The sequence below is a fragment of the Saccharothrix algeriensis genome (assembly GCF_016907655.1).
In the GTDB taxonomy this organism is placed as follows: Bacteria; Actinomycetota; Actinomycetes; order Mycobacteriales; family Pseudonocardiaceae; genus Actinosynnema; species Actinosynnema algeriense.
In genome coordinates this window covers 1,735,759-1,758,558 of record NZ_JAFBCL010000001.1, presented here as the reverse complement: position 1 = coordinate 1,758,558, position 22,800 = coordinate 1,735,759, and the positions used below count along the sequence as shown (strand labels likewise).

Annotated in this window: 23 protein-coding genes; 15 read left to right on the top strand and 8 right to left on the bottom strand. The window is 73.1% G+C overall.

The annotated features are described in order from the left end of the window. Positions 1-29: 29 nt before the first annotated feature. Positions 30-1,202 carry a galactokinase gene (galK, locus tag JOE68_RS07660; RefSeq protein WP_307819568.1) on the bottom strand — a complete coding sequence of 391 codons (1,173 nt, stop codon included), beginning with the start codon at positions 1,200-1,202 and terminating at the stop codon, positions 30-32. After that, positions 1,199-1,894: an iron-dependent transcriptional repressor DtxR gene (locus JOE68_RS07655; RefSeq protein ID WP_204841629.1), complete on the bottom strand. Its 696-nt coding sequence runs from the start codon at positions 1,892-1,894 to the stop codon at positions 1,199-1,201. The genes galK and JOE68_RS07655 overlap by 4 nt, the downstream gene beginning before the upstream one ends. Before the next feature lie 62 nt (positions 1,895-1,956). Between JOE68_RS07655 and JOE68_RS07650 the strand changes: the two genes are divergently transcribed. Beyond that, the gene (locus JOE68_RS07650) at positions 1,957-2,805 is read left to right on the top strand and encodes a sulfurtransferase (protein WP_204841628.1); all 849 of its coding nucleotides are present in this window, start codon (positions 1,957-1,959) and stop codon (positions 2,803-2,805) included. Between the two features lie 660 nt (positions 2,806-3,465). Here the strand turns inward: JOE68_RS07650 and JOE68_RS07645 are convergent. Beyond that, positions 3,466-4,086, bottom strand: coding sequence for a DUF3558 domain-containing protein (locus JOE68_RS07645; RefSeq protein ID WP_204841627.1), 621 nt, complete (start codon positions 4,084-4,086; stop codon positions 3,466-3,468). Positions 4,087-4,247: 161 nt separating this feature from the next. Here JOE68_RS07645 and JOE68_RS07640 point away from each other — a divergent pair, with 161 nt between their 5' ends. The 11 genes from JOE68_RS07640 (at position 4,248) to JOE68_RS07590 (ending at position 15,897) form a co-directional block, all read left to right on the top strand. After that, positions 4,248-5,435 (top strand): acetoin utilization protein AcuC, encoded by a 1,188-nt coding sequence (locus JOE68_RS07640; RefSeq protein WP_204841626.1) that lies wholly within the window; start codon positions 4,248-4,250, stop codon positions 5,433-5,435. 2 nt (positions 5,436-5,437) lie between these two features. Next, positions 5,438-8,092 carry a bifunctional acetate--CoA ligase family protein/GNAT family N-acetyltransferase gene (locus JOE68_RS07635; RefSeq protein ID WP_204841625.1) on the top strand — a complete coding sequence of 885 codons (2,655 nt, stop codon included), beginning with the start codon at positions 5,438-5,440 and terminating at the stop codon, positions 8,090-8,092. Positions 8,093-8,240: 148 nt separating this feature from the next. After that, complete coding sequence (locus JOE68_RS07630; protein WP_204841624.1) at positions 8,241-9,065, top strand: glutamate ABC transporter substrate-binding protein; 825 nt, start codon at positions 8,241-8,243, stop codon at positions 9,063-9,065. Positions 9,066-9,123: 58 nt separating this feature from the next. Next, positions 9,124-9,900, top strand: a complete 777-nt coding sequence (locus tag JOE68_RS07625; RefSeq protein ID WP_204841623.1) for a GntR family transcriptional regulator — start codon at positions 9,124-9,126, stop codon at positions 9,898-9,900. Positions 9,901-10,032: 132 nt separating this feature from the next. Further along, positions 10,033-11,151 (top strand): TIGR03364 family FAD-dependent oxidoreductase, encoded by a 1,119-nt coding sequence (locus JOE68_RS07620; RefSeq protein ID WP_204841622.1) that lies wholly within the window; start codon positions 10,033-10,035, stop codon positions 11,149-11,151. Next, positions 11,148-11,795 (top strand): phosphonatase-like hydrolase, encoded by a 648-nt coding sequence (locus JOE68_RS07615; protein ID WP_204841621.1) that lies wholly within the window; start codon positions 11,148-11,150, stop codon positions 11,793-11,795. Before JOE68_RS07620 ends, JOE68_RS07615 begins: the two co-directional genes overlap by 4 nt. Before the next feature lie 5 nt (positions 11,796-11,800). Then, complete coding sequence (locus tag JOE68_RS07610; protein WP_239563112.1) at positions 11,801-12,805, top strand: 2-aminoethylphosphonate ABC transporter substrate-binding protein; 1,005 nt, start codon at positions 11,801-11,803, stop codon at positions 12,803-12,805. Next, positions 12,802-13,854 carry an ABC transporter ATP-binding protein gene (locus tag JOE68_RS07605; protein WP_204841620.1) on the top strand — a complete coding sequence of 351 codons (1,053 nt, stop codon included), beginning with the start codon at positions 12,802-12,804 and terminating at the stop codon, positions 13,852-13,854. The genes JOE68_RS07610 and JOE68_RS07605 overlap by 4 nt, the downstream gene beginning before the upstream one ends. After that, the gene (locus JOE68_RS07600) at positions 13,854-14,672 is read left to right on the top strand and encodes a 2-aminoethylphosphonate ABC transporter permease subunit (RefSeq protein ID WP_204841619.1); all 819 of its coding nucleotides are present in this window, start codon (positions 13,854-13,856) and stop codon (positions 14,670-14,672) included. Before JOE68_RS07605 ends, JOE68_RS07600 begins: the two co-directional genes overlap by 1 nt. Next, positions 14,650-15,447 (top strand): ABC transporter permease, encoded by a 798-nt coding sequence (locus JOE68_RS07595; protein WP_204841618.1) that lies wholly within the window; start codon positions 14,650-14,652, stop codon positions 15,445-15,447. Before JOE68_RS07600 ends, JOE68_RS07595 begins: the two co-directional genes overlap by 23 nt. 123 nt (positions 15,448-15,570) lie before the next feature. Beyond that, entirely contained in the window at positions 15,571-15,897 is a 327-nt protein-coding gene (locus JOE68_RS07590; RefSeq protein ID WP_204841617.1) for a hypothetical protein, read from the top strand. 53 nt (positions 15,898-15,950) lie between these two features. Here JOE68_RS07590 and JOE68_RS07585 read toward each other — a convergent pair whose 3' ends face one another. From JOE68_RS07585 to JOE68_RS07565, 5 genes are all read right to left on the bottom strand, one after another. Further along, on the bottom strand, positions 15,951-16,673 hold the full coding sequence (locus tag JOE68_RS07585) for a hypothetical protein (RefSeq protein ID WP_204841616.1): 723 nt from the start codon (positions 16,671-16,673) through the stop codon (positions 15,951-15,953). After that, positions 16,673-17,278 (bottom strand): hypothetical protein, encoded by a 606-nt coding sequence (locus JOE68_RS07580; protein WP_204841615.1) that lies wholly within the window; start codon positions 17,276-17,278, stop codon positions 16,673-16,675. Before JOE68_RS07580 ends, JOE68_RS07585 begins: the two co-directional genes overlap by 1 nt. 63 nt (positions 17,279-17,341) lie before the next feature. Continuing rightward, the gene (locus JOE68_RS07575) at positions 17,342-18,496 is read right to left on the bottom strand and encodes an RtcB family protein (RefSeq protein ID WP_204841614.1); all 1,155 of its coding nucleotides are present in this window, start codon (positions 18,494-18,496) and stop codon (positions 17,342-17,344) included. A gap of 332 nt (positions 18,497-18,828) precedes the next feature. Beyond that, positions 18,829-19,632, bottom strand: coding sequence for an ABC transporter permease (locus JOE68_RS07570; RefSeq protein WP_204841613.1), 804 nt, complete (start codon positions 19,630-19,632; stop codon positions 18,829-18,831). Then, positions 19,629-20,594 (bottom strand): ATP-binding cassette domain-containing protein, encoded by a 966-nt coding sequence (locus JOE68_RS07565; protein ID WP_204841612.1) that lies wholly within the window; start codon positions 20,592-20,594, stop codon positions 19,629-19,631. Before JOE68_RS07565 ends, JOE68_RS07570 begins: the two co-directional genes overlap by 4 nt. Positions 20,595-20,770: 176 nt before the next feature. On the opposite strand from JOE68_RS07565, the gene JOE68_RS07560 reads away from it, so the two are divergent. The 3 genes from JOE68_RS07560 to JOE68_RS07550 all read left to right on the top strand — a co-directional run bounded on the left by JOE68_RS07560 (position 20,771) and on the right by JOE68_RS07550 (position 22,595). Continuing rightward, on the top strand, positions 20,771-21,199 hold the full coding sequence (locus tag JOE68_RS07560; RefSeq protein ID WP_307819567.1) for a GNAT family N-acetyltransferase: 429 nt from the start codon (positions 20,771-20,773) through the stop codon (positions 21,197-21,199). Positions 21,200-21,567: 368 nt separating this feature from the next. Then, entirely contained in the window at positions 21,568-22,422 is an 855-nt protein-coding gene (locus JOE68_RS07555; protein WP_204841611.1) for a helix-turn-helix domain-containing protein, read from the top strand. After that, positions 22,419-22,595, top strand: a complete 177-nt coding sequence (locus JOE68_RS07550; protein ID WP_204841610.1) for a DUF397 domain-containing protein — start codon at positions 22,419-22,421, stop codon at positions 22,593-22,595. The genes JOE68_RS07555 and JOE68_RS07550 overlap by 4 nt, the downstream gene beginning before the upstream one ends. Positions 22,596-22,800 lie beyond the last annotated feature (205 nt).

Below are 22,800 nucleotides of genomic sequence, written 5' to 3'. Positions count from 1 at the left end.
CGTGCCTGCTTGTTGTCGGTCGTCTTCCCTCAGCCGTCCCGCCGCGCGCCCGCCGAGGGCGCCGCCGGGAAGGTCCTGGGCGCGGTCCAGCCGCGCGCCGCGTAGTCGGCGGTGACCCGGCGCACCACCGCGTCGTGCCGCTCGACGGGCGTGAGCGCGATGGCCGAGCCGCCGAACCCGCCGCCGACCATCCGCGCGCCGAGCGCGCCCTCGGCCAGCGCCGCGGCCACCGCCACGTCCAGCTCCGGGCTCGACACCCGGTAGTCGTCGCGCAGGCTCTCGTGGGAGGCGACCAGCAGCGGGCCCAGGTCGGCGGGCGAGCCCGCGCGCAGCGCGCCGACCGCGCGCAGCACCCGGTCGTTCTCCGTCACCACGTGCCGGACCAGCGGCCGGAGGTCCTCGGGCAGGCGGGCCAGCGCGTCGGCGAGGTCCGCCGCCGGCACGTCGCGCAGCGCCGGCACGCCCAGCAGCGCGGCGGCCCGCTCGCAGCCCGCCCGGCGCGCGCCGTAGCCGCCGTCGGCGTTGGAGTGGCTCGCCCGCGTGTCGATCACCAGCACTTCCAGGCCCTGCGCCGCGGCGTCGAAGGGCACCTGCTCGGCCCGGCCCGACCGCACGTCCAGGAACAGCGCGTGCGCCTCGGTGCACAGCAGGGACGCGGTCTGGTCGAGCAGGCCGGTCGGGGCGCCCACGAAGTCGTTCTCCGCCCGCTGGACCCAGCGGGCGATCTCCGGGCGGTTCTCCGGCGCGCCGGCCAGGCCCAGCAGCGCCAGCGCCACCGCGCACTCCAGCGCGTGCGAGGAGGACAGCCCGGCGCCCGAGGGCACGTCGCCCGCGATCACCAGGTCCGCGCCGCCCGTCAGCCCCCGCTCGCGCAGTACCCACGCCACACCGGCCGGGTACGCGGCCCAGCCGCTCACCAGACCGGGTTCGAGGTCGGCGACCGCGACCGGCTCGGCCCGCAGCACGGCGCCGTCCTCGCCGAGCGTCGCCGCGGTCAGCAGGCCGTCGTCGCGCGCCGCGGCGGCCACCGCCGTCCGGTGCGGCAGGGCGAACGGCAGCACGAAGCCGTCGTTGTAGTCGGTGTGCTCCCCGATCAGGTTGACCCGACCGGGCGCCGACCACACGCCGCGCGGCGGCGCGGCGTGCAGTTCGCGGAACGCGCCCGCGGCCCGCTCCGCCTGGTTCCGGTGGGCCAGGCTCACCTGGCCTGCACCAGGACCGCGTGCGCGACCGCCGGCTCCAGCTCGGCGGTCGCCCCGTTGCCCCCGCGCACCTGCACCACCCTGGCCCCGGCGAGGGAGAGGACGTGCACCGTGCCGCCGGGCACCACGCCGGCCGCCTTCAACTCCGCCATCAGGGTCGGGTCCAGCTGCACGTGCTCGGCGATCCGCCGCACCTCGACCGGGCCACCGCCCCGCCGCGCCACCTCGTCCACGCGCACGAGGCCCGCCTCGGCGGGCGGCGCGGGCTCGCCGTCGCCGAGCTTGTCCAGACCGGGGATGGGGTTGCCGTAGGGGGAGGTGGTGGGGTTGCCCAGCAGCTTGACCAGCTTGCGCTCGACGGCCTCGCTCATGACGTGCTCCCACCGGCACGCCTCGCTGTGCACGTGCTCCCACTCCAGGCCGATGACGTCGACCAGGAGGCGCTCGGCGAGCCGGTGCTTGCGCATGACGGCGATGGCCAGGCCGCGGCCCTGCTCGGTCAGCTCCAGGTGGCGGTCGTCGGCGACGACGACCAGCCCGTCGCGCTCCATCCGGCCCACCGTCTGGCTCACCGTGGGGCCGCTCTGGCCGAGGCGCTCGGCGATGCGGGCGCGCAGAGGCACGACGCCCTCTTCTTCGAGCTCGTAGATCGTGCGGAGGTACATCTCAGTGGTGTCGATGAGGTCGTTCACACCCGCTCCCCTTACGTATGGTGCCAATGCTAGTCGGCCGGTGACGGGTGCAGGATGGTGCCGTGCATCCATTGATCAGCACCGAAGCCCTGGCCGACGCGCTGGCCGGCGCCGCTCCCCCGGTGGTGGTGGACGTCCGCTGGCGCCTGGGCGGACCCCCGGGACGACAAGACTACGAGGTAGGGCACCTCCCGGGTGCGCGCTACCTCGACCTGGACGCCGACCTGTCCTCGGCGCCGGGCGCCGGCGGGCGCCACCCGCTGCCCGCCCCGGCGGACCTGGAGCGCGCGCTGCGCTCCGCAGGAATCCGAAAAGCTCACCCGGTCGTGGCATACGACGGAGGTGACGGCTCGGTCGCGGCGCGCCTGTGGTGGCTGCTGCGCTGGGCCGGCCACACCGAGGTCGCGGTGCTCGACGGCGGCTACGCGGCCTGGGTGGCCGAGGGCCGCCCGGTGGTCACCGACACGCCGCGGCCCGAGCCCGGCGACGTCGTGGTGACCCCCGGCGCGATGCCGGTGATCGACGCGGACGAGGCCGCCGCGCTGGCCCGCGACGGCGTCCTGCTCGACGCCCGTGCCCCCCAGCGCTACCGCGGCGAGACCGAGCCGGTCGACCCGCGCGCCGGCCACATCCCGGGCGCCCTCAACGCCCCGTCCGCCGGGCACGTGTCCGCCGACGGCCGCTGGCTGGGCCCGACGGCGCTGGCCGAGCGCTTCCGCTCCATCGGCGTCGACCCGGGCGCCAGGGTCGGGGCCTACTGCGGCTCGGGCGTCACGGCCTCGTCGGTCGTGCTCGCGCTGGAGGTCGCCGGCATCACCAGCCCCGACGAACCCGCCGACCTCTACGCGGGCTCGTGGTCCCACTGGTGCGTCGACCCGACCCGCGAAGCAGCCACCGGCCCCAACCCCTGATCCCACGACCTGATTCCGCAACCTAATTCCACGACCTGATTCCACAACCGGTACCCGCCAACCCCGACCCCGCGCGCCGCACCAACTCAAAAACCACACCGAACCGCCCCGAAACCGGCTTGAAGCCGCGCGCAGCGCGCACCCCGGTGTGGGCTGCGTGTCATCCCCGTATGGCCTGCGCGCAGCGAACCGCATGTGTCAAGGGGAGATCGAGACACCCGGTGGAACCACCCCCGGTTCGATCTCCCCTTGACACATGTGGTTGTCTTTGACCAGGCCATACGGGGATGGCACGACGCCCTGAGCTTGGTCTTTGTGTCATCCTTGGCGGCCTCTCGGCCGCTCTTCTTACTTCTGTCCCGCACGGATCCGGGTGAGATTCGGTGCTGTACCGCCCGAGGCTGAAAAGAAAAAGAGTCCTCGCCGGACAGGCAGGCCGCCAAGGAGAATGAAAAGAAACTGCGGTCGTGTTCTCCCCGCATGGCCTGTCTAAAGACGACCATGCTTTTCCTGGGGGTGCAAGCGAAAAGCGTGCTTGCACCCCCAGGAAAAGCATGGTAGCCCTCCGGGCAGGCCATACGGGGAGAACACGAAGGCAGGCTTCTGCGCGGGCGCGCGAACGGCTGGAGCGCTTTGGGGCGGTTCGCGGTGTGCAGTCGCTCAGGCGTTGGGGATCTTCTCGAAGCCCTTCGTGGCGAGCTTCAGGGCCACCGCGCAGGGTTCGAACGAGTCGATCGGCGTGACGGTGGCCATGAAGGCCGGGGTGATCTCGTCCGGGTCGTCGGTCAGCATGACGAGGACGGTGCAGTCGCCGCCCTTCTCCTTCACCTCGTAGGCCGTGTTGCCGCCCACCTCGATCTCCCGGGCCTCGCCCTCGTACTCGGCGAACGTCACCATGAACAGCACCACGGCGAACGGGTCCTCGGTGCTCTGCACGCAGCCCTTCTCGCCGGCCTTCTTGGCGCCGAGCGCGGCCACCACGTCCTCCGGGCTCAGGACGTCGCAGTCCTCGTAGCCCTCGGTCTTCTTCTTGGTGGTGATCTTGACCTTGCCCGCCGGCTTGGTGCCGGAGGTCGGTGCGCCGGTGGTCGAGGTCTCCTTCTTGCCGCTGGTCTGGGACTTGGACGACGTGGGCTTGGCCGCGGTGCTCTTCTCGCTGGTCTGCGCGCCGCCCGCGACCGGCACCGCCGAGCCGCTCACCGTCGTGGCGCAAGCGGAGAGGCCCAGGGTGGCGGCCAGCGCCAGCACGGCAGTCAGGGTGGAGGCTCGTCGCAGGTGCATGTCTGTGTGACCCCGTTCCGACGTGCGGGGTTCCATCCTCGATGGCCGCAATCTGGCCCGCCTCGTCGCGGGAAACTGTAAGACCTGCCGCGCCGGGCTTATGCGCGCGTCCACCAACCTGTGATCACACGCCGGGGTGCCCGGTGGGTTAGGTTGCCGGCATGGGCGTGGAGACCGGTGGGGCAGCCGCTGTCGTCTGGGACGAGTCGTTCCTCGGCTACGACCTGGGCGGGGACCACCCGCTGAACCCGGTCCGCCTGGACCTGACGATCCGGCTGGCCCGCTCGCTGGGCGTGCTGGACGGCGTGGAACTGCTCGCGCCGCAGCCGGCGGCGGACTCGGAGATCGAGCGCGTCCACGAGCCGGAGTACCTGTCGGCCGTGCAGGCCGCGCCGATGGCGGGGTGGGACGTCGGGCACGGGCTGGGCACCGCCGACAACCCGGTGTTCGAGCGGATGCACGAGGCGTCGGCGCTGGTCGTGGGCGGGTCGCTGGCCGCGGCGCGCGCGATCGCCTCGGGTGGTGCCCGGCGTGCGGTGAACATCGCAGGCGGGCTGCACCACGCCATGCGCGACCGAGCGGCGGGGTTCTGCGTCTACAACGACTGCTCGGTGGCGATCTCGTGGCTGCTGGACAACGGTTTCGACCGGATCGCCTACGTCGACACCGACGTGCACCACGGCGACGGGGTGCAGGACGCGTTCTACGACGACCCCCGCGTGCTGACCGTCTCCCTGCACCAGAGCCCGCTGAGCCTGTGGCCGGGCACGGGGTGGCCGGCGGAGCTGGGCGGGCGGGGCGCGGAGGGCACGGCGGTCAACGTGGCCCTGCCGCCGGTCACGCGCGACGCGGGCTGGCTGCGGGCCTTCCACGCGGTGGTGCCGTCGCTGCTGCGCGCGTTCCGGCCCCAGGTCCTGGTCACCCAGTGCGGCGCCGACACGCACCGGGAGGACCCGCTGGCCGACCTGGCGCTGACGGTGGACGGGCACCGGGAGGTCTACCGGGCGCTGCGGTCGCTGGCCGAGGAGGTCGCCGAGGGCCGGTGGCTCGCCCTGGGCGGCGGCGGGTACGAGCTGCTGCGCGTGGTGCCGCGGTCCTGGACGCACCTGCTGGCGACCGTGCTGGACCGCGACGTCGACCCGCGCGCGCCGCTGCCCGCGGACTGGGTGGCCCACGCGTCGACCCTCGCGCCGGGCCGGCCGCTGCCCACCACGATGTCCGACGGCGCGGACGTGGCGTTCGAGCCGTGGGGCGGCGACGCGCAGACGCCGCTGGACCTCGCGGTGCGCGACGCCCGCCGGGCGGTGTTCCCCCTGCACGGCCTGGACCCCGAGGACCCGAGGGACTAGCGGTGGACCCCTACGACTACCCCCGGCACTGGGAGGCCGACGTCGTGCTCAGCGACGGCGGCACGGTCCACCTGCGCCCGATCACGCCCGACGACGCCGAGAAGCTGCTCGCCTTCCACGGCAGGCTCTCCGAGCGCACCCGCTACTTCCGCTACTTCGGCCCCTACCCGCGGATGCCCCGGCGGGACCTCGAGCGCTTCAGCACCGTCGACCACGCCGACCGGGTGGCGTTCACCGCGCTGCTGGGCGACGACATCGTGGCGGTCGGCCGCTACGACCGGCTGGGCGGCGGCGGTTCGGCGGAGGTGGCCTTCGTCGTGGAGGACGCCCACCAGGGGCGCGGGCTGGGCTCGATCCTGCTGGAGCACCTGGCGGCGGCGGCCCGGGAGCGCGGGCTGAGCCGGTTCACCGCCGAGGTGCTGGCCGAGAACGGCCAGATGGTGCGGGTGTTCCGGGACGCGGGCTACTCGGTGAGCCGGGCGTTCGAGGAGGGCGTGCTGCACCTGGAGTTCGACATCGACCCCACCGAGGAGTCGGTGGCGGTGGCGCGCGCCCGCGAGCAGGCCGCCGAGGCGCGCAGCGTGCACAACCTGCTGCACCCGAGGTCGATCGCGGTGATCGGCGCGTCCACCGACCAGACCAAGATCGGCCACGCGGTGCTGACCAACCTGCTGGCCGCCGACTTCCACGGGCCGGTCTACCCGGTCAACGCCGAGCACCGGTCGGTGCGCGGGGTGCGGGCCTACCCGTCGGTGCTGGGGATCCCCGACGACGTGGACCTCGCGGTGGTCGCGGTGCCGGCGGCGAGCGTGGACGAGGTGATGGACGCCTGCCTGGCCAAGGGCGTCAAGGCGCTGGTGGTGGTGACGTCCGGGTTCGGCGAGACCGGGCCGGGCGGGCTGACCGCCGAGCGCCGGCTCGCGGCCGAGGCGCGGGCGCACGGGATGCGGGTGGTCGGGCCGAACGCGCTGGGCGTGCTGAACACCGACGCCGCGGTCCGCCTCAACGCGACCCTCGCGCCGCAGCTGCCCGCGCGCGGGCGCACCGGCTTCTTCTGCCAGTCCGGCGCGCTGGGCACCGCGATCCTGGCCGCGGCGGCGTCGCGCGGCCTGGGCCTGTCGACGTTCGTCTCGGCGGGCAACCGGGCGGACGTGTCGGGCAACGACCTGCTGCAGTACTGGGAGACCGACCCGGCGACCGACGTCGTGCTGCTGTACCTGGAGTCGTTCGGCAACCCGCGCAAGTTCGCCCGCCTGGCGCGCCGGCTGGGCCGCACCAAGCCGATCGTCGCGGTGAAGTCCGGGCGGCACGCGGTGACGCCCGCGCTGGCGGCCACGTCGGTGCCGGTGGACGAGTCGAGCGTGCAGGCGCTGTTCGAGCAGGCGGGCGTGATCCGGGTGGAGTCGCTGGCGCAGCTGTTCGACACCGCGCTGCTGCTGGCGCACCAGCCGCTGCCGGCCGGGCCGCGGGTGGCGGTGGTGGGCAACTCCACGGCGATCGGGCTGCTGGCGGCCGACACGGCGCTGGCGCAGGGGCTGGAGCTGGCGGGCGACCCGGTGGACGTGGGCGCGCAGGCCGGGCCGGAGGTGTTCGCCGAGGCGGTGCAGGAGGCGTTGCGCGACCCGGGCACCGACGCGCTGGTGGTGGTGTTCGTGCCGCCGCTGGCCGTGCCGGGCGCGGCGTTCGCGCGGGCGCTGCGGGACGTGGCCGGGACCAAGCCGGTCGTGTCCACCTTCCTCGCGGTGGAGGGCGTGCCGGACGAGCTGGCCGTGCCGGGGCCGGGCGGCGCGCCGGGGCGCGGTTCCGTGCCGTCCTACCCGAGCCCGGAGCGGGCGGTGCTCGCGCTGGCGCGCGCGACCCGGTACGCGCGGTGGCGCTCCGCTCCGCAGGGGCGCTTCACCCGGCCCGCCGGGATCGACACCGCCGCCGCGCACGACCTGGTGGCGTCGCTGGACCTCGACAGCGGCGAGCTGCACGCCGACGACGACACCGCCGTGCGGCTGCTGGCCTGCTACGGCGTGGAGGTGGTGCCGTTCCGGGTGGTCCGGTCGGCGCGGGAGGCGGTGGCCGCCGCGGTGGCGCTGGGCTACCCGGTGGCGATGAAGTCCACCGACGAGCGGCTGCGCCACCGCACCGACCTGGTGGGCGTGCGGCTGGACCTCACCGGCGACGACGCCGTCCGCATGGCCTACGAGATGCTCGCCGAGGTCTCCGAGCGGCCCGACGTGTACGTGCAGCGGATGGCGCCCAAGGGGATCTCCTGCGTGCTGGGCCTGCAGGACGACCCGTCGTTCGGCACGCTGGTCTCCTTCGGGCTCTCCGGTGTCGTCAGCGACCTGCTGGGCGACCGCGCGTACCGCGCCGTGCCGCTGACCGAGAACGACGCCAAGGCCCTGGTCCGCGCGCCGAAGGCGGCCCCGCTGCTGGCCGGCTACCGCGGCGGCGAGTCGGCCGACCTGCCGGCGCTGGAGGACCTGGTGCTGCGCCTGGCCGCGCTCGCCGAGGACCTGCCGGAGGTGCGGGAGCTGGCGCTGGAGCCGGTGCTGGCCAGCGCGGCGGGCGCGTACGTCAGCAGCGCCCGGCTGACCCTGGGCCGGCCGCCGTCCCGGCACGACACCGGTCCGCGCCGGTTGCGGTCACCTGGCGCGCCCCGCTGAGCGCGCTGCGTTAGCCGGCGCGGCGAGGTTGATGCGCAACCGTTGCCCTTAACCGATCCCGATGCCCCTTTCTGCGCTTTGCCTATGGACGCAAACCCTTTCGGCGCTTAGGTTTCCGACATCTTACGAGGACCCGAAAAGGGGAAGAATGGCACTGGCATCGCTGCGCGCCCTCGCCCTGGCGTGCGTCGCCGCGCTGGTCCTCGCCTCGTGCTCCTCCGGTGACGACGACATGACCGTCATCGGCAGGGCGGGCGCCAACAAGCTGGTGATCGCCGTCGGCTACGACCAACCCGGTCTCGGCGTGCGCCGGCTGGACGGCGTCCACAAGGGCTTCGACGTCGACGTGGCGCGGTACGTGGCGAAGGAACTGGGCACGGAGAACGTCACCTTCATCGAGGCGACCCCCTCCCAGCGGGAGAAGCTGCTCACCGAGGGCAAGGCCGACCTGGTGGTGTCCACCTACTCGATCACCGACAAGCGCAAGGAGGTGATCGACTTCGTCGGGCCCTACTTCGTGGCGGGCCAGGACCTGCTGGTGCGGCTGACCGACACGCAGATCGCCGGCCCCGAGTCGCTCACCGCCGGCGTCCGGCTCTGCTCGGTGGACAACACCACCTCCGCGCAGTACGTCAAAGACCAGTTCGCCCAGGCCGTGGAACTGGTGAACTTCCCGAACTTCAGCGACTGCGTCACCGCCCTGCTGGCCGAGCAGGTGGACGCGATGACGACCGACGACGTGATCCTCGCGGGCTACGCGGCGCAGAACCCGGAGCTGCTGCGGGTCGTCGGGAAGCCGTTCAGCAAGGAGGAGTACGGCATCGGGCTGCGGCGCGGCGACGCGGCCGGGAAGGCGAAGGTGGCCGCCGCCGTCCAGAAGATGATGGACTCCGGCGAGTGGCGCAGGTCACTGGAGGCCAACGTGGGCCAGTCCGGTTACGCCATCCCGCAGCCGCCCGAGCTCGTCCCGTGACCTGGGACCCACTCCGATAGCGGTCTGACCGGGGCGTTCGAGGTCGTAGGCTCGCCGGGTGCCCGCTTCTCATTTCGTCCCCCAGTACCGCGCGGACGGACCGGTCCGCGCCGGTATCCCCGAGCACGGTCGGATCCCGCGCTACTACGCGGTCAAGACCGAGCTGCTGTGGCTCATCGAAGCGCTGGGGGAGGGCGCCGCCCTGCCGTCCGAGCGCGAGCTGGCCGAGCGGTTCTCGGTCTCGCGCGTGACGCTGCGGCAGGCGGTGGGCGAACTGGTGCTGGAGGGCAAGCTCCAGCGCCGGCAGGGCAGCGGCACCTACGTCGCGCCGCCCAAGCTGGTGCAGCCGCTGTCCCTGGTCAGCTACACCGAGGGGATGCGGCGGCAGGGCGTGGACCCGGCGCGCAGCGTGATCACCGTGGAGCACCTGCCCGCCGACGACGTGCTGGCGCGCGACCTGCGCATCGCGCGCGGCGACACGGTGGTCCACCTGGAGCGGGTGCTGCTCGCCGACGACGAGCGGGTGGGCCTGGAGTCGACCTACCTGTCCGAGGCGCGCTTCCCGACGCTGCTGGAGGTCTTCGACCCGACCACCTCCCTGTACGCGTGCCTGACCGACCGGCTCGGCGTCGTGTTCACCGAGGCGGAGGAGCGGGTGGAGACCGTGCTGGCGACGCCGCGCGAGGCGTTGCTGATCGGCACGAACCCCGCGCTGCCGATGCTGCTGCTGCACCGCGTGTCGCATGACAACGATGGCGTGCCCATCGAGCGGGTGCGGTCGCTGTACCGGGGCGACCGGTTCAGCTTCGTCGCACGCCTCCGCGCGGAGGTCTAGCTTCCTGCTTTCGGTCCAACGGCGGGCCGTTTCCGTAACGAACGGATAACTCATCTAGTCCACATCTCGAGTTCACCTCGCCGTAGCGGTGGGGACATGGCCGGTTCGTTCCGGCCACGCACCGTTCGCGGCGTGCGAGTGCTCATCGTTGGTGGCGGCGTGCTGGGGACCATGCACGCCTGGCAAGCCGTGGAACGCGGCCACGAAGTGGTCCAACTGGAACGGGAACCCGAGGCGCGAGGGGCCTCGGTGCGCAACTTCGGCCTGATCTGGGTCGGCGGGCGCGCGGCGGGCGCGGAGCTGGACGCCGCCCTGCGCGCCCGCGAGCTGTGGGAGCGGATCGGTGAACGGGCGCCGGGGCTGGGGTTCCGGGCCAACGGTTCGCTGACCGTGCTGCGCACGCCGCTGGAACTGGCCGTGGCGCAGGAGACCGTCGCGCGGGCCGATGCGCGGGAGCGCGGTCTGGAACTGCTGGACGCCGGCGCGGCGCGAGCGGTGAACCCCGCGCTGCGCGGCGACTTCCTCGGCGCGCTGCGGTGCGAGCGGGACGCCGCCGTGGAGCCCCGCACGGCGCAGCCGGCGCTGCGGGCCGCCCTGGCGGCCACCGGCCGCTACACGTGGCTGCCCGGCCGCGAGGTGCGGTCGGTGGCCACCGGGGTCGTGCGCGACGACCGGGGCGAGGAGCACCGGGGTGACGTGGTGGTGCTGTGCACGGGCGCGTGGCTCGGCGGCCTGGTCCGCGAGCTGGCGGGCGACGTGCCGGTGCGCCGCGTGCGGTTGCAGATGATGCAGACCGAGCCGCTGGGCGAGCCGCTGACCACGTCCGTGGCGGACGGTGACAGCCTGCGCTACTACCCGGCTTACCGGGGCGCCGCGCTGGACGCGCTCAACCGCGAGCAGCCGCAGCCGGGAGTGGCCCGCGAGCACGCCATGCAGTTGCTGGTGGTGCAGCGCCGGGACGGCGGGCTGACCATCGGCGACACCCACGGCTACGACGAGCCGTTCCCGTTCGACACCGAGGACGCGCCCTACGAGCACCTGGCGGCGGTGGCCGAGCAGGTCCTCGGCCGGCCGCTGCCGCGGATCGCGCGCCGCTGGGCCGGTGTCTACGCGCAGTGCCGCGACACCGGGCGGGTCGCGCACCGCGAGCAGGTCGACCCGGGCGTGTGGCTGGTGACCGGACCCGGCGGGCGCGGCATGACGTGCTCACCCGCCATCGCGCACGACACGGCAGAGGAGGCGGGGCTGTGATCCCCCTGGTGGTGTTCGACATGGCCGGCACGACCGTGCTGGACGACGGCCTGGTGGAGCGGGCGTTCCGGCGGGCGCTGCCGGACGCGACGCCCGCGATGGTGGACCACGTCCGCGCGACCATGGGGCAGTCCAAGATCGTGGTGTTCCGCGAGCTGCTGCGCGACGAGGCGGCGGCGCAGCGCGCCAACGCGGCGTTCGAGGACGCCTACGCGGCGCTGGTCGCCGACGGGCACTGCGCGCCGGTCCCCGGCGCGGCCGAGGTCATCGCGGGCCTGCGCGCGGACGGCGCCCGGATCGCCTTCAGCACCGGCTTCTCCCGCGCCACCCAGCACGTCGTCCTGTCCGCGCTCGGCTGGACCGACCTGGCCGACTTCACGACCACCCCGGCCGAGGCCGGTCGGGGCAGGCCGTACCCGGACATGGTGCTCGCCGCCGTGCTCGGGCTGGGCCTGGCCGACGTCCGCGAGGTCGCGGTCGTCGGCGACACGCCCTCCGACGTCCTGGCCGGCCTGCGCTCGGGCGCCCGCGTCGTGGCGGGCGTGCTGACCGGCGCCGGTTCCCGCGCCGAGCTGGCCGACGCGGGCGCGACGCACGTCCTCGACTCGATCCGCGACCTCCCCGCCGTCCTGGAAGGGCTGTGACGACAATGCTGCGCAAGGTTTCGGCCGTCGGACTGCTGCTGCTCACCGCCGCCTGCGGCGGCACGGCGGGCGGCAGCGCCGACGGCGACCGGACGGTCACCGTCTACACCGTCGACGGGCTCGCCGGCTGGTACGGCAAGCGGGCCGAGGAGTTCCAGGCCAAGACCGGCATCACCGTGCGGCTGGTGGAGAGCGGGTCCGGCGAGGTGGTCACCCGCGCCGAGCGGGAGCGGGCCAACCCCCAGGCCGACGTGCTGGTGACGCTGCCGCCGTTCATCCAGCGCGCCTCGGACGCGGGGCTGCTGGCCGACTACGCGCCGGCCGGCTCCGACAAGGTCGCCGACCGCACCGGCCGCTACACCGCGATCGTCAACAACTACCTGAACTTCATCCGCAACCCGAAGCTCGCCACGCCCGCGCCCACGTCGTGGCAGGACCTGCTCGACCCGCGGTTCAAGGGCAGGCTCCAGTACTCCACGCCCGGCCAGGCCGGTGACGGCACCGCCGTGCTGCTGCAGCTCAAGCACGTCTACGGCGACCAGGGCGCGCTGGACTACCTGGCCCGGCTGGAGGCCAACAACGTCGGGCCGTCGTCGTCCACCGGCAAGCTCCAGCCCAAGGTGTCCAAGGGCGAGATCTGGGTCGCCAACGGCGACCTGCAGATGAACCTGACCTCGATCCGCGACGACAGGTCCGAGTTCGAGGTGTTCTTCCCGGCCGACGACAGGGGTGTGCGCTCCACCTTCGCCATCCCCTACTTCGCCGGGCTGGCCGCCGGCGCGCCGCACGCCGACAACGGCCGCAGGTTCCTGGACTTCCTGCTGTCGGAGGAGGTGCAGCGGACCGTCGCGACCGACGCGCTGGGCCAGGCCACCCGGTCGGACGTGCCGGCGCAGGGCCCGATCGCCGAGCTGCTGGCGGGCGTCGAGGTGTGGCGGCCGGACTGGACCGCCGTGGTCGCGACGCTGGACGCCGACATCGCCGCCTACACCAAGGCGGTCGGGCGGTGACACCGGCCGTCGAGCTGCGCGACGTGTCCGTCCACTTCGGACGGACGGTCGCGCTGCGCGGGCTCGACCTGTCGGTGGCGCCGGGGGAGACCCTGGCGCTGCTCGGCCCGTCCGGCTCGGGCAAGTCGACCGCGCTCAAGGCCGTGGCCGGGTTCCTGCGACCCACCACCGGCCGGGTGCTGCTGGGCGGGCGGGACGTGACCGACCTCCCGCCCAACCGGCGCGGCCTGGGCGTCGTGGTGCAGAGCTACGCGCTGTTCCCGCACATGAAGGTGGCCGACAACGTCGCCTTCGGGCTGCGGGCCCGCCGCGCGCCGCGCCGGCTGGTGGCCGAGCGGGTGGCGGAGGTGCTGGCGCTGGTGGGCATGGCGGACTTCCGCGACCGCTACCCGCGCCAGCTGTCCGGCGGGCAGCAGCAGCGGGTCGCCATCGCGCGGGCGCTGGCGATCCGGCCGCCCGTGCTGCTGCTGGACGAGCCGCTGTCGGCGCTGGACGCCGCCCTGCGCGAGGAGATGGTGGCGGAGCTGCTGCGGCTGCGCTCGGAGCTGCCCGACACCGCGATCGTCCACGTCACCCACGACCAGGGCGAGGCGCTGGCGCTGGCCGACCGGATCGCGGTGATGCGCGACGCCCGCCTGGTCGAGGTGGGGCCGACCGCCGAGCTGTACCACCGGCCGGCGGAGTCGTTCACCGCGTCGTTCCTGGGCGCGTCGAACCTGCTGCCGGTCGAGGTCGTGGACGAGGCCACGGTGCGGCTGGGCGACCTGCGGCTGGCCGCGTCCTCCGCCGGGCTGCCGCCGGGCCGGGCCGTCGCGCTGGGCGTCCGGCCGCACCGGGTCGGCGTGCGGGAGTTCTCCGGCGCCGGCCTGGCGGCCCGCCTGCTGGCCGTGCAGTGGCGCGGCACGGGTTTCCGGCTGGACCTGGAGCTGGAGCTGGGCCACCGGCTGCGGGCCGAGGTGCCCGAGGTGCCCGAGGTGGCCGGGCTGGCGGTCGGGTCGCGGGTCGAGGTGTCCATCCCGGACGGTTGTCCGCTGGTGCGGGTGGCGTGATGCGCGGGCTGCTCTGGCTGCTGCCGCCGGTCGCCGTGCTGGTGGCGTTCTTCGGCTACCCCCTGGCGCTGGTGCTGCACCAGTCGTTCCTCACCGACGACGGCGCGTTCGGCCTGGCGAACTGGCAGGGCGTGCTGGCGTCGCCGGAGTTCCGGCACGCGCTGGTCCGCACGGCCCTGCTGGCGCTCGCGGCGACGGCCGGGTGCCTGGTGCTGGGCGTGTTCCTGGCCCTGGTGATCGCCTTCGCGCCGTTCCCGGGCGTGCGGGCGGTGTCGCGGCTGGTGGACGTGGTGCTCGCGTTCCCGTCGTTCCTGATCGCGCTGGCGTTCACGTTCCTCTACGGCAGCGCGGGCGTGCTCAACGCCGCGCTGGGCGGCGGGTCGGTCGACTTCCTCTACTCGCCGTGGGGCGTGCTGCTCGCCGAGATCACGTTCTACACGCCGTTCGTGATGCGGCCGGCGCTCGCGGCGTTCAGCCAGGTGCCGGGTGCGCAGCTGGACGTGGCCGCCAGCCTGGGCGCCTCGCCGTGGCGGGTGCTGCGCCGGGTCGTGCTGCCCGACGCGCTGCCCGCGCTGGCGTCCGGGGCCTGCCTGACGCTGCTGCTGTGCATGAACGAGTTCGGGATCGTGCTGTTCGTCGGGGCCAAGGACGTCGTCACCCTGCCGATGCTGGTCTACACCAAGGCGATCGTGACGTTCGACTACCCGGCCGCGTGCGTGGTCGCGGTGGTGAACGTGGCGTTCTCCGGCGTGCTGTACGCCCTGCACCGGAAGGTGTTCGCGAAGGGGGAGGGCCGTGCTGCTGTGGACGCGGCGTAGCCGCGCTGTCGCCATCGCGCTGTTCGCGGTGCTGTTCGCGGTCGTCGTGGTGGCGCCGCTGGCGATGATCGCGCTGGCGTCGGTCGCCGGGTCGTGGAACGGCGTGCTGCCGTCCGACCTGACCGGGGAGCACCTGGCGGAGGCGGTCCGCGGCGAGGCGGTGGCCAGCGCGCTGGTGAGCGCCCAGACGGCGGTGATCGCGGCGCTGGCCGCGGTCGTGCTCGGGACGTGGCTCGCGCTGGGCTCGGCGCGGGCGCCCCGCGCGGTGCGGCGGGTCCTCGACGCGGCGGCGCACCTGCCGCTGGCCGTGCCGTCCGTGGTGGTGGGCCTGGGGCTGCTGGTCGCCTTCAGCCGGCCGCCGCTGCCGCTCAACGGGACGCGGTGGATCGTCCTGGTGGCGCACCTGGTGATCCTGCTGCCCTTCGCGTTCAGCGTCGTGTCGGCGGCCCAGCGCCGGGCCGACCCCCTGCTGGCGGCGGTGGCGGCGAGCCTGGGCGCGGCTCCGCCGCGCGTGCTGTGGCGCGTCCGGGTGCCCGTGCTGCTGCCCGCGATGTCGGCGTCGGCGTCGCTGGGGCTGGCGCTGTCGATGGGGGAGGTGGGCGCGACGATCATGCTGTACCCGCCGGACTGGCGGACGCTGCCGGTGAGCGTCTTCGCGCTGACCGACCGGGGCCAGGTGTTCGCCGCGTCCGCGTCGACCGTGCTGCTGCTGGGGATCACGCTGGCCGGCCTGGTGGCGTTGGGCGCCGTTCGCCCGCGCGCCGCCGAACGTTAGCCAAGCGTGAGCTGATAGCGCCCATTGGCAGGCACTGCGGCGTGCCCCTGCGGTAGTACCGTTGGTGCTCGGGAAGTGAGTGCTCCTCACCCGCAACGGCGCGGGGGAAGCGGGGGGTGTGCCTTGACGTTCAAAGAGGAGTTCCTGGCGGAGCTGGAGGACTGCCTGCGGGGCTACGGCGCCGTGCCGGTCCGGGACCCGCGGGCGCTCGCGCGGTTCATCGACTACGTCCGGCGGTTGCCCGAGGACGACCTGCGGCTGCGCTGCCTCGCGGGCGTCGACCAGGGTTCCGGGTCGTTCTGGAACAACCCCGCCGTGTGGTGGGAGCAGGTGCCGCGGTTCGGCGTGGACGCGCACGACTGCTCGGAGCTGCTCGACCGGATGCTGGACGAGGCGATCACCGACGAGATCGACGTGCTGGAGATGGAGATCCGGGAGCTGCCCGGCTGAGGGGCGACGTCACCCGTGGTGCGCCCGGGTCGCCGGACGCACCACGGGGTGGCTCACACCGACAGCAGGCGGTCGAAGAACGAGCGGTAGCGCCGCAGCGCGAGCCGCAACTCCTCCGTGTCGGCCTGCCCGCCTTCCTGCCACTGCCCCTCCAGCGAGCGCTTGTGCTCGGCAAACGTGGTCGCCAGGCTCTGGATCACCTGCGCGACCAGCTCGTCCGCCCGGCGCACGGCGTCACGCGGGTCGTCCACGAAGTCCGCTTGCAGGGCACGCCACTCGCTCCGGTAGCCGCCCGCCTCGTCGGTGGTGAAGAGGGCTTCGCCCTCGCCCCGCTCGACGTCCGCCTGCCCCTCGGCGGGCTCGCGCGCCGGCTCGCCGTCGAAGCGGTCGTCCGCCGCGAACCGGTCGCCGTCCACGCGGTCGCCGTCCACGTGGCCGTCGACCTGACCGCCGTCGTGACCGCGGCCGTCGATCCCGTTGTCGTGGACCTCGCCGTCGCGGATCCCGCTGTCGTGGATCCCGTTGTCGTGGATCCCGCCGTCGTGAATTCGGCTGTCGTCGACCCGGCCGTCGTCGACCCGGTCGTCACTGATCCGGTCGTAGTCCACCGGAGCGGCGTCGACCCGCCGGTCGTCGGCGCGGTGGTCGTCGGCCCGGTGGTCGTAGCCGTCCTCCGGCCCGCCGTACGCGACCTGGCCGCCCTGCTCGTGCCCGGGAACGCGGTCCTCCCGCTTCCCGTGCGGGACGAGGTCCTCGGTCGTGAGGCGTTCGGTCATCACCGCGCTCCTTCCGTGCGGGTCCGGTGGTCAGCGGCCCGGTCGGCGGCCCGGCCTTCGGCGCCGCCCTTCGATCCGTCCTCCAGCAGGTCCTGGAACAACGTGCGGTAGTGCACCATCGCCGTCCGGAGGTCCTCTGTGGACGCTTTACCGCGGCCCTGCCGCTCGGAGATGGCGTGCGCCTCGTGGTAGTGGTCGAGGGTGTCGGCGTGCTCCACGGAGAGCAGCGAAGCCTGCCGCTCGTACCCCTCGGTGGGGTAACCGCGTTCGGCCATCAGGTCGGTCACCAGCCGGTCCGCCTGGGTCACCGCGGTGGACGGCGCGTCCACGAACTGCTCCTGGATGCGCGTCCAGTTGCGCGCGTAGCTCTCGCGCGTCACCGGGGTCAGCGGGCGCAGTTCGAGCTTCGAGTGCTCGCGCTCCCGCTCGACCAGCTCCCGCTCCGCCGCCATCCGGTTGTCGTTGCGCGCCAGCGCCCGCTCGTACTCGGGGCCGAATTTCGTGCGCAACCTCTTGCGCTGCAAGAAGAACCGCGACAGCACGGCGATCGCCGCCACGACGACCAGCACGACGACGACCACGCCGATGATGGTGCCGGTGGACATCTTTGCCTCCTAGGGCTCTCGATGCCCACCGGGTTTCCGTTGCGGTACAGGGGCAAACCTCGTCTAGCCCTTGATGCACACCACCTGCTTGAGCCGGGTCACGACCTCCACGAGATCGCTCTGCCGCGCGATGACCGAGTCCAAGTCCTTGTAGGCGGCCGGGATCTCGTCCACCACGCCCGCGTCCTTGCGGCACTCGACCCCGGCCGTCTGCGCCGCGAGGTCGGCGGCGGTGAACGTCTTGCGGGCCTTCGTCCGCGACATCCGCCGCCCGGCGCCGTGCGAGGCGGACTCGAAGGAGTCCGGGTTGCCCAGGCCCCGCACGATGTACGAGCCGGTGCCCATCGAACCCGGGATGATCCCCAGCTCGCCCTTGCGGGCCCGGATCGCGCCCTTGCGCGTCACCAGGACGTCCTCCCCGAAGTGGTGCTCCTCGGAGACGTAGTTGTGGTGCGCGCTGATCGGCTCGTCGAAGCCGATGCGGGGGAACCACCGCCGCAGCACGTCGCGGACCAGCCCCAGCATCGCGGCCCGGTTGCGCCGCGCGTACTCCTGCGCCCAGTACAGGTCGTGCCGGTAGGCGGCCATCTCCGGCGTGCCGGCGAGGAACACGGCGAGGTCCGGGTCGGGCAGCTCGGCGTTGTGCGCCAGCTTCCGGGCGACCGAGATGTGGTGCTTGGCCAGCTCGTTGCCGATGCCCCGGGACCCGGAGTGCAGCATGACCCAGACCCGGTCGTCGGTGTCCAGGCAGACCTCCAGGAAGTGGTTGCCGCCGCCCAGCGTGCCGACCTGCCGCAGCGCCCGGTCCAACCGCACGGACGGGGTCAGCCGCTCGAACCCGTCCCAGAACGCGTCGGGCGCGACGACCGGCTCGTCGTGCACGGCGAACCCGACCGGCACCGCCGCCTCCAGCGCGGTGCGCAGCGGGTGCAGGCTCGCCGGCAGGTCGTCGGCGCCCAGCGACGTCCGGACCGCAGTCATGCCGCACCCGATGTCCACGCCGACCGCCGCCGGTGACACGGCGTCCTTCAGCGCGATGACGGACCCGACGGTGGCGCCGAGGCCGTAGTGCACGTCCGGCATCACGGCGACGTGCTTGACCGCCCAGGGCAGCGAGGCGATGTTGCGCAGCTGCCGCAGCGCCTGTTCCTCGACCTCGGCCGGGTCGGCCCAGAGCCGGATGTCGACAACCCCACCGGGGACCGTGGTCGCAGCCATGGCACGAAGCGTAGGCCCGCCCCGCCACTCGTCCTCGCCGCGGCACGCCCGCACCCGCGCGCACCGGCCGCCCGGACCGCGCGACGCGCGTCCCACCGCCGATCCCGGCCCGACCTCTCGATCAGCGGGAGCGCTTTTCTCCAACCTGCAACACATCGCCCCCTTTCCCATTCCGCCCCGGTCGTCCCGTGCCGTGCTGCACCCGAATGGACCTGTCGCGCAGGGCGACCCGGCGCCCACGCCGACCGACGCGCTGTGCACCACCCGGGGCGGGCCGCCGCCCGGTGAACCGGCTGTCCCGGGCGCCCCCCGGGGAGGGCGCCCGGGACCGGCTAGCGGCTGACCGCCTTGCGGTACTGGCGGGTGGCCAGGGGCACGAAGACGGCCAGGAAGACCACCACCCAGATCAGGGTCATCAGGACCGGGTGCCGCAGCGACCAGACGTCCGGCGGCGGGAACGCGGGGTTCGTGTTCCCGAACAGCTCCCGGGCCGCCTGGGTGACCGCCGAGACCGGGTTCCACTCGGCGAAGACCTTCAGGACGCCGGGCAGCCTGCTCTCCTGCACGAAGGTGTTGGCGATGAACGTCAGCGGGAAGATCACGATGAAGCTGGCGTTGTTGAACACCTCCGGGCTGCGCACCATCAGGCCCACGATCGCCATGCCCCACGACACCGCGTAGGCGAACAGCAGCAGCAGCGCGAAACCGGCCAGCGCCTCGAAGAACGACGAGTGGATGCGCCACCCCACCAGCAGGCCGGTGACCGACATCACGGTGATGACGATGACGTTGTTCGCCAGGTCCGACGTCGTCCGCCCGATCAGCACCGCCGAGCGCGCCATCGGCAGCGAGCGGAAGCGGTCGATGACGCCCTTCTGCATGTCGTCGGCCAGGCCGCTGCCGGTGATGGTCGCGCCGAACACCATGGTCTGCGCGAAGATCCCGGCCATCAGGAACTCGCGGTAGTCCATGCCGGGGATGTCGATCGACCCGCCGAACACGTACGAGAACAGCAGCACGAACATGATGGGCGCCAGCGTCGAGGCGACCAGCAGGTCGGGCACCCGCTTGACCTTGATGAGATTTCGCTTGGCGACGACCGCGCCGTCACCCAGCGCCTGCACGATGGTGCTCATTCCCCCTGCTCCCCCTGCTCCTCCTCGGCGGCGTGCCCGGTCAGCGACAGGAACACGTCGTCCAGCGTCGGCCTGCGCAGCCCGATGTCGAGCACCTTGATCGCTTCGGCGTCCAGCCGGCGGATGCCGTCCACCAGCACCTCCGCGCCGCCCGCGACCGGCACGGTCAGCCGGTGGCCGCGCTCGTCGACCGCCACCTCGCCGATCGCCAGCGGCGCGAGCACCTCGCGGGCCTTGGCCGCGTCCTGCGCCGAGCCCACCGACAGCTCCAGCCGCTCGCCGCCGACCTGCGCCTTCAGCTCGTCGGCGGTGCCCAGCGCGATGACGCGGCCGTGGTCGATGACCGCGATCTCGTCGGCCAGGCGGTCGGCCTCCTCCAGGTACTGCGTGGTCAGCAGCAGCGTGGTGCCGCCCGCGACCAGCTCCTCGATCACGTCCCACATGCCCAGCCGGCTGCGCGGGTCCAGGCCCGTGGTCGGCTCGTCCAGGAACAGCACGCTCGGCTTCGCCACCAGCGCGCCCGCCAGGTCCAGCCGGCGGCGCATGCCGCCGGAGTAGCCCTTCACCGGGCGGTCCGCGGCGTCGACCAGGTCGAACCGCTCCAGCAGCTCGCGCGCCCGCTCCCGGCTGCTCCTCTTGCCCAGGTGGTAGAGCCGCCCGACCATGTCGAGGTTCTCGAACCCGGTCAGGTTCTCGTCGACCGCCGCGTACTGGCCGGACAGCCCGATGCGGCGGCGCAGCTCCGCGGCGTCGGACACCACGTCCAGCCCCGCCACCCTCGCCCGGCCCTCGTCGTGCTCCAGCAGCGTGGTGAGCACGCGGACCGTAGTCGTCTTGCCCGCGCCGTTGGGGCCGAGCAGTCCCATGACGGTGCCCTCGGGGACCACGAGGTCGAGGCCGTCCAAGGCGACCACCGACCCGTACCGCTTGACCAGCCCTTCGGCCACGATTGCGTCTGCCATGGGGGCCATGATGAACCCTGGGTACGACAATTGCGGGGCATTTTTCACTCGAACGGTCCAAATTCGACCGCCACCTGCGCGTTCAGTGACGCATTCACAAGACGAGCGTCCCTCGGGTGGACCGGTGGCAGCCCAATGAGTTGCGTCGATCGCCGAAACGGTGTGCGCTGCGTGGTGTGACGATCCGACGAGCCTCCACATCGGACCTTCCGAACATCCTGCCCCTGGTGCGGGAGTTCTACGCCGTGGACGGGCACGAGTACGACGAAGACCGCCTGACGGCCGCCCTCGGACCGCTGCTCGCCGACGACCGGTACGGGCAGGTCTGGTTGTTCGACACCGGCTACGCCGTGCTGACGTGGGGCTACTCCCTGGAGTCCGGCGGCCGGGACGCGCTGCTCGACGAGTTCTTCGTGCGCAACCGGGGCGGCGGCGTGGGCGGCCGGGTCGTCGACGCGCTCGTGGCGGCCTGCCGGGAGGCGGGCGTGCACAAGGTGTTCCTGGAGACCGAGGCGCCCAACGACGCGGCCCGCCGCTTCTACCGGCGGCACGGCTTCGAGGCCGAGTCGTCCACCTGGATGAGCCGCGTGCTGTCGGACCGGTGACCGGTCGCGCGGTTGCGCAACCGCGCGGCCCCGGTCGCGCGGTTGCGCAACCGCCGGCCGGGGGCGGTGAAGGCCGGACCCACCTCGCGCGAGTCGTGAAATCCCTTGATGTCCCGCGGCCGGACCTGCGAGATGTACAGGGGACCGACTGCGGTCGCGAGGGGGGTGACGACGGGGTGACGCGGGCCGGTGGGGCTGTGCTGCGTGGCGTGCGTCGCGAGCGCCCAACCCGCGACCGCGCAACCCCACCGGCGGGGTTCATCTTAATGGGTGCTTATGCACCGTATAAGCATTCCATCGAGTGAACTCGAGGCAGCCGGTGGGCCGACTAGGGTGTTCGCAGTTCTTTTCAGCGAGGAGCGATCCGAATGGCAGCTGTCCAAACCCGACGCAAGCGCAAGCTCGGGCAGTTCCTCAACGCGCTGCGCAAGCGGGCCGGCAAGACCGAGATCGACTACCACGCGCTCACCCGCAAGACGCAGTCGACGCTGTCCCGGATGGAGAACGGGTACATCAGTCCCAGTTGGACCGAGCTGGGCGCGCTGCTCGGGCTGTACGGCGCGACCGACGTCGAGCGGCGCGAAGCGGAAGCCCTGTGGGAGGACGCCAAGCAGGACAGCACCAGGTTGGCCAACGCCGCCGCGTACACCCCCGAAGCGCGCACCTACGCGCGCCAGGAGGCGGACGCGACGGAGGTGCTCACCATCGAGATGATCGTGATCCCGGGCCTGCTCCAGACCGCCGCGTACGCCTCCGCCGTGCGCCTGGCGGGGCAGCGCTTCCTGGACCCGTCGGTACCGGTGGACCAGGCGGTCGCGGCGCTGGCGAGCCGGCAGCGCCGGCTGCCGGGCCTCCGGCTGCACGCGGTGATCGACGAAGCCGCGCTGCACCGGGTCGTGGGCGGGCGGGAGGTCATGCTCGCCCAGTTATCGCACCTGCTGGAGACGGCGAAGCAGACCAACGTCACCATCCAGGTGATCCCCTTCGGCGCCGGGGCTTACGGCACGATGTCGGGTGGCGGGGCCACCGCACTCCGCTTCGACGCCGGCGATCCCTCCTCCGTGTACCTGGAGTACGCCGGTGGAGGCAAGTGGGTGGACAATCCCGCCGATGTCGAGAAGTACCTGCTTCACTTCGAGGACATGGCACGAGAGGTCGCTCTGTCGCCCAAGGAGTCGGCTTCACTGATCAGGAAACTGGCAACCGCACTGAAGGAAACATGAACACGACGAAGACGTGGCGTAGGAGTTCGCATTCAGGCGCGGGGAACAACTGCGTGGAGCTGGCCGTCGCCCGCGCGGCCACAGTTGTGCGCGACAGCAAGCACCCCGGCCCCGAATTGATCTTCGCGGACCGTCCATTCCGGGCCTTCCTCATCGCGCTCCGGCAAACGTGACGGTCACTCCCAACCCGCCGCCCGCCCGCGGGGTCGCGGTCACCGCGTCCCCGCGGGCAGCGGCGACTGCGCGCACAGTGGACGGTCCGAGCCCCGACCCGCGCTCGTGCGCGGCCCGCACCCGGTCGATCCCGCGGAGCGGGCGGAACAGCCCCTCGACCCGGTAGGGACGGGGCGTCGGTCACCACCGGCGCCCCGTCCCGCG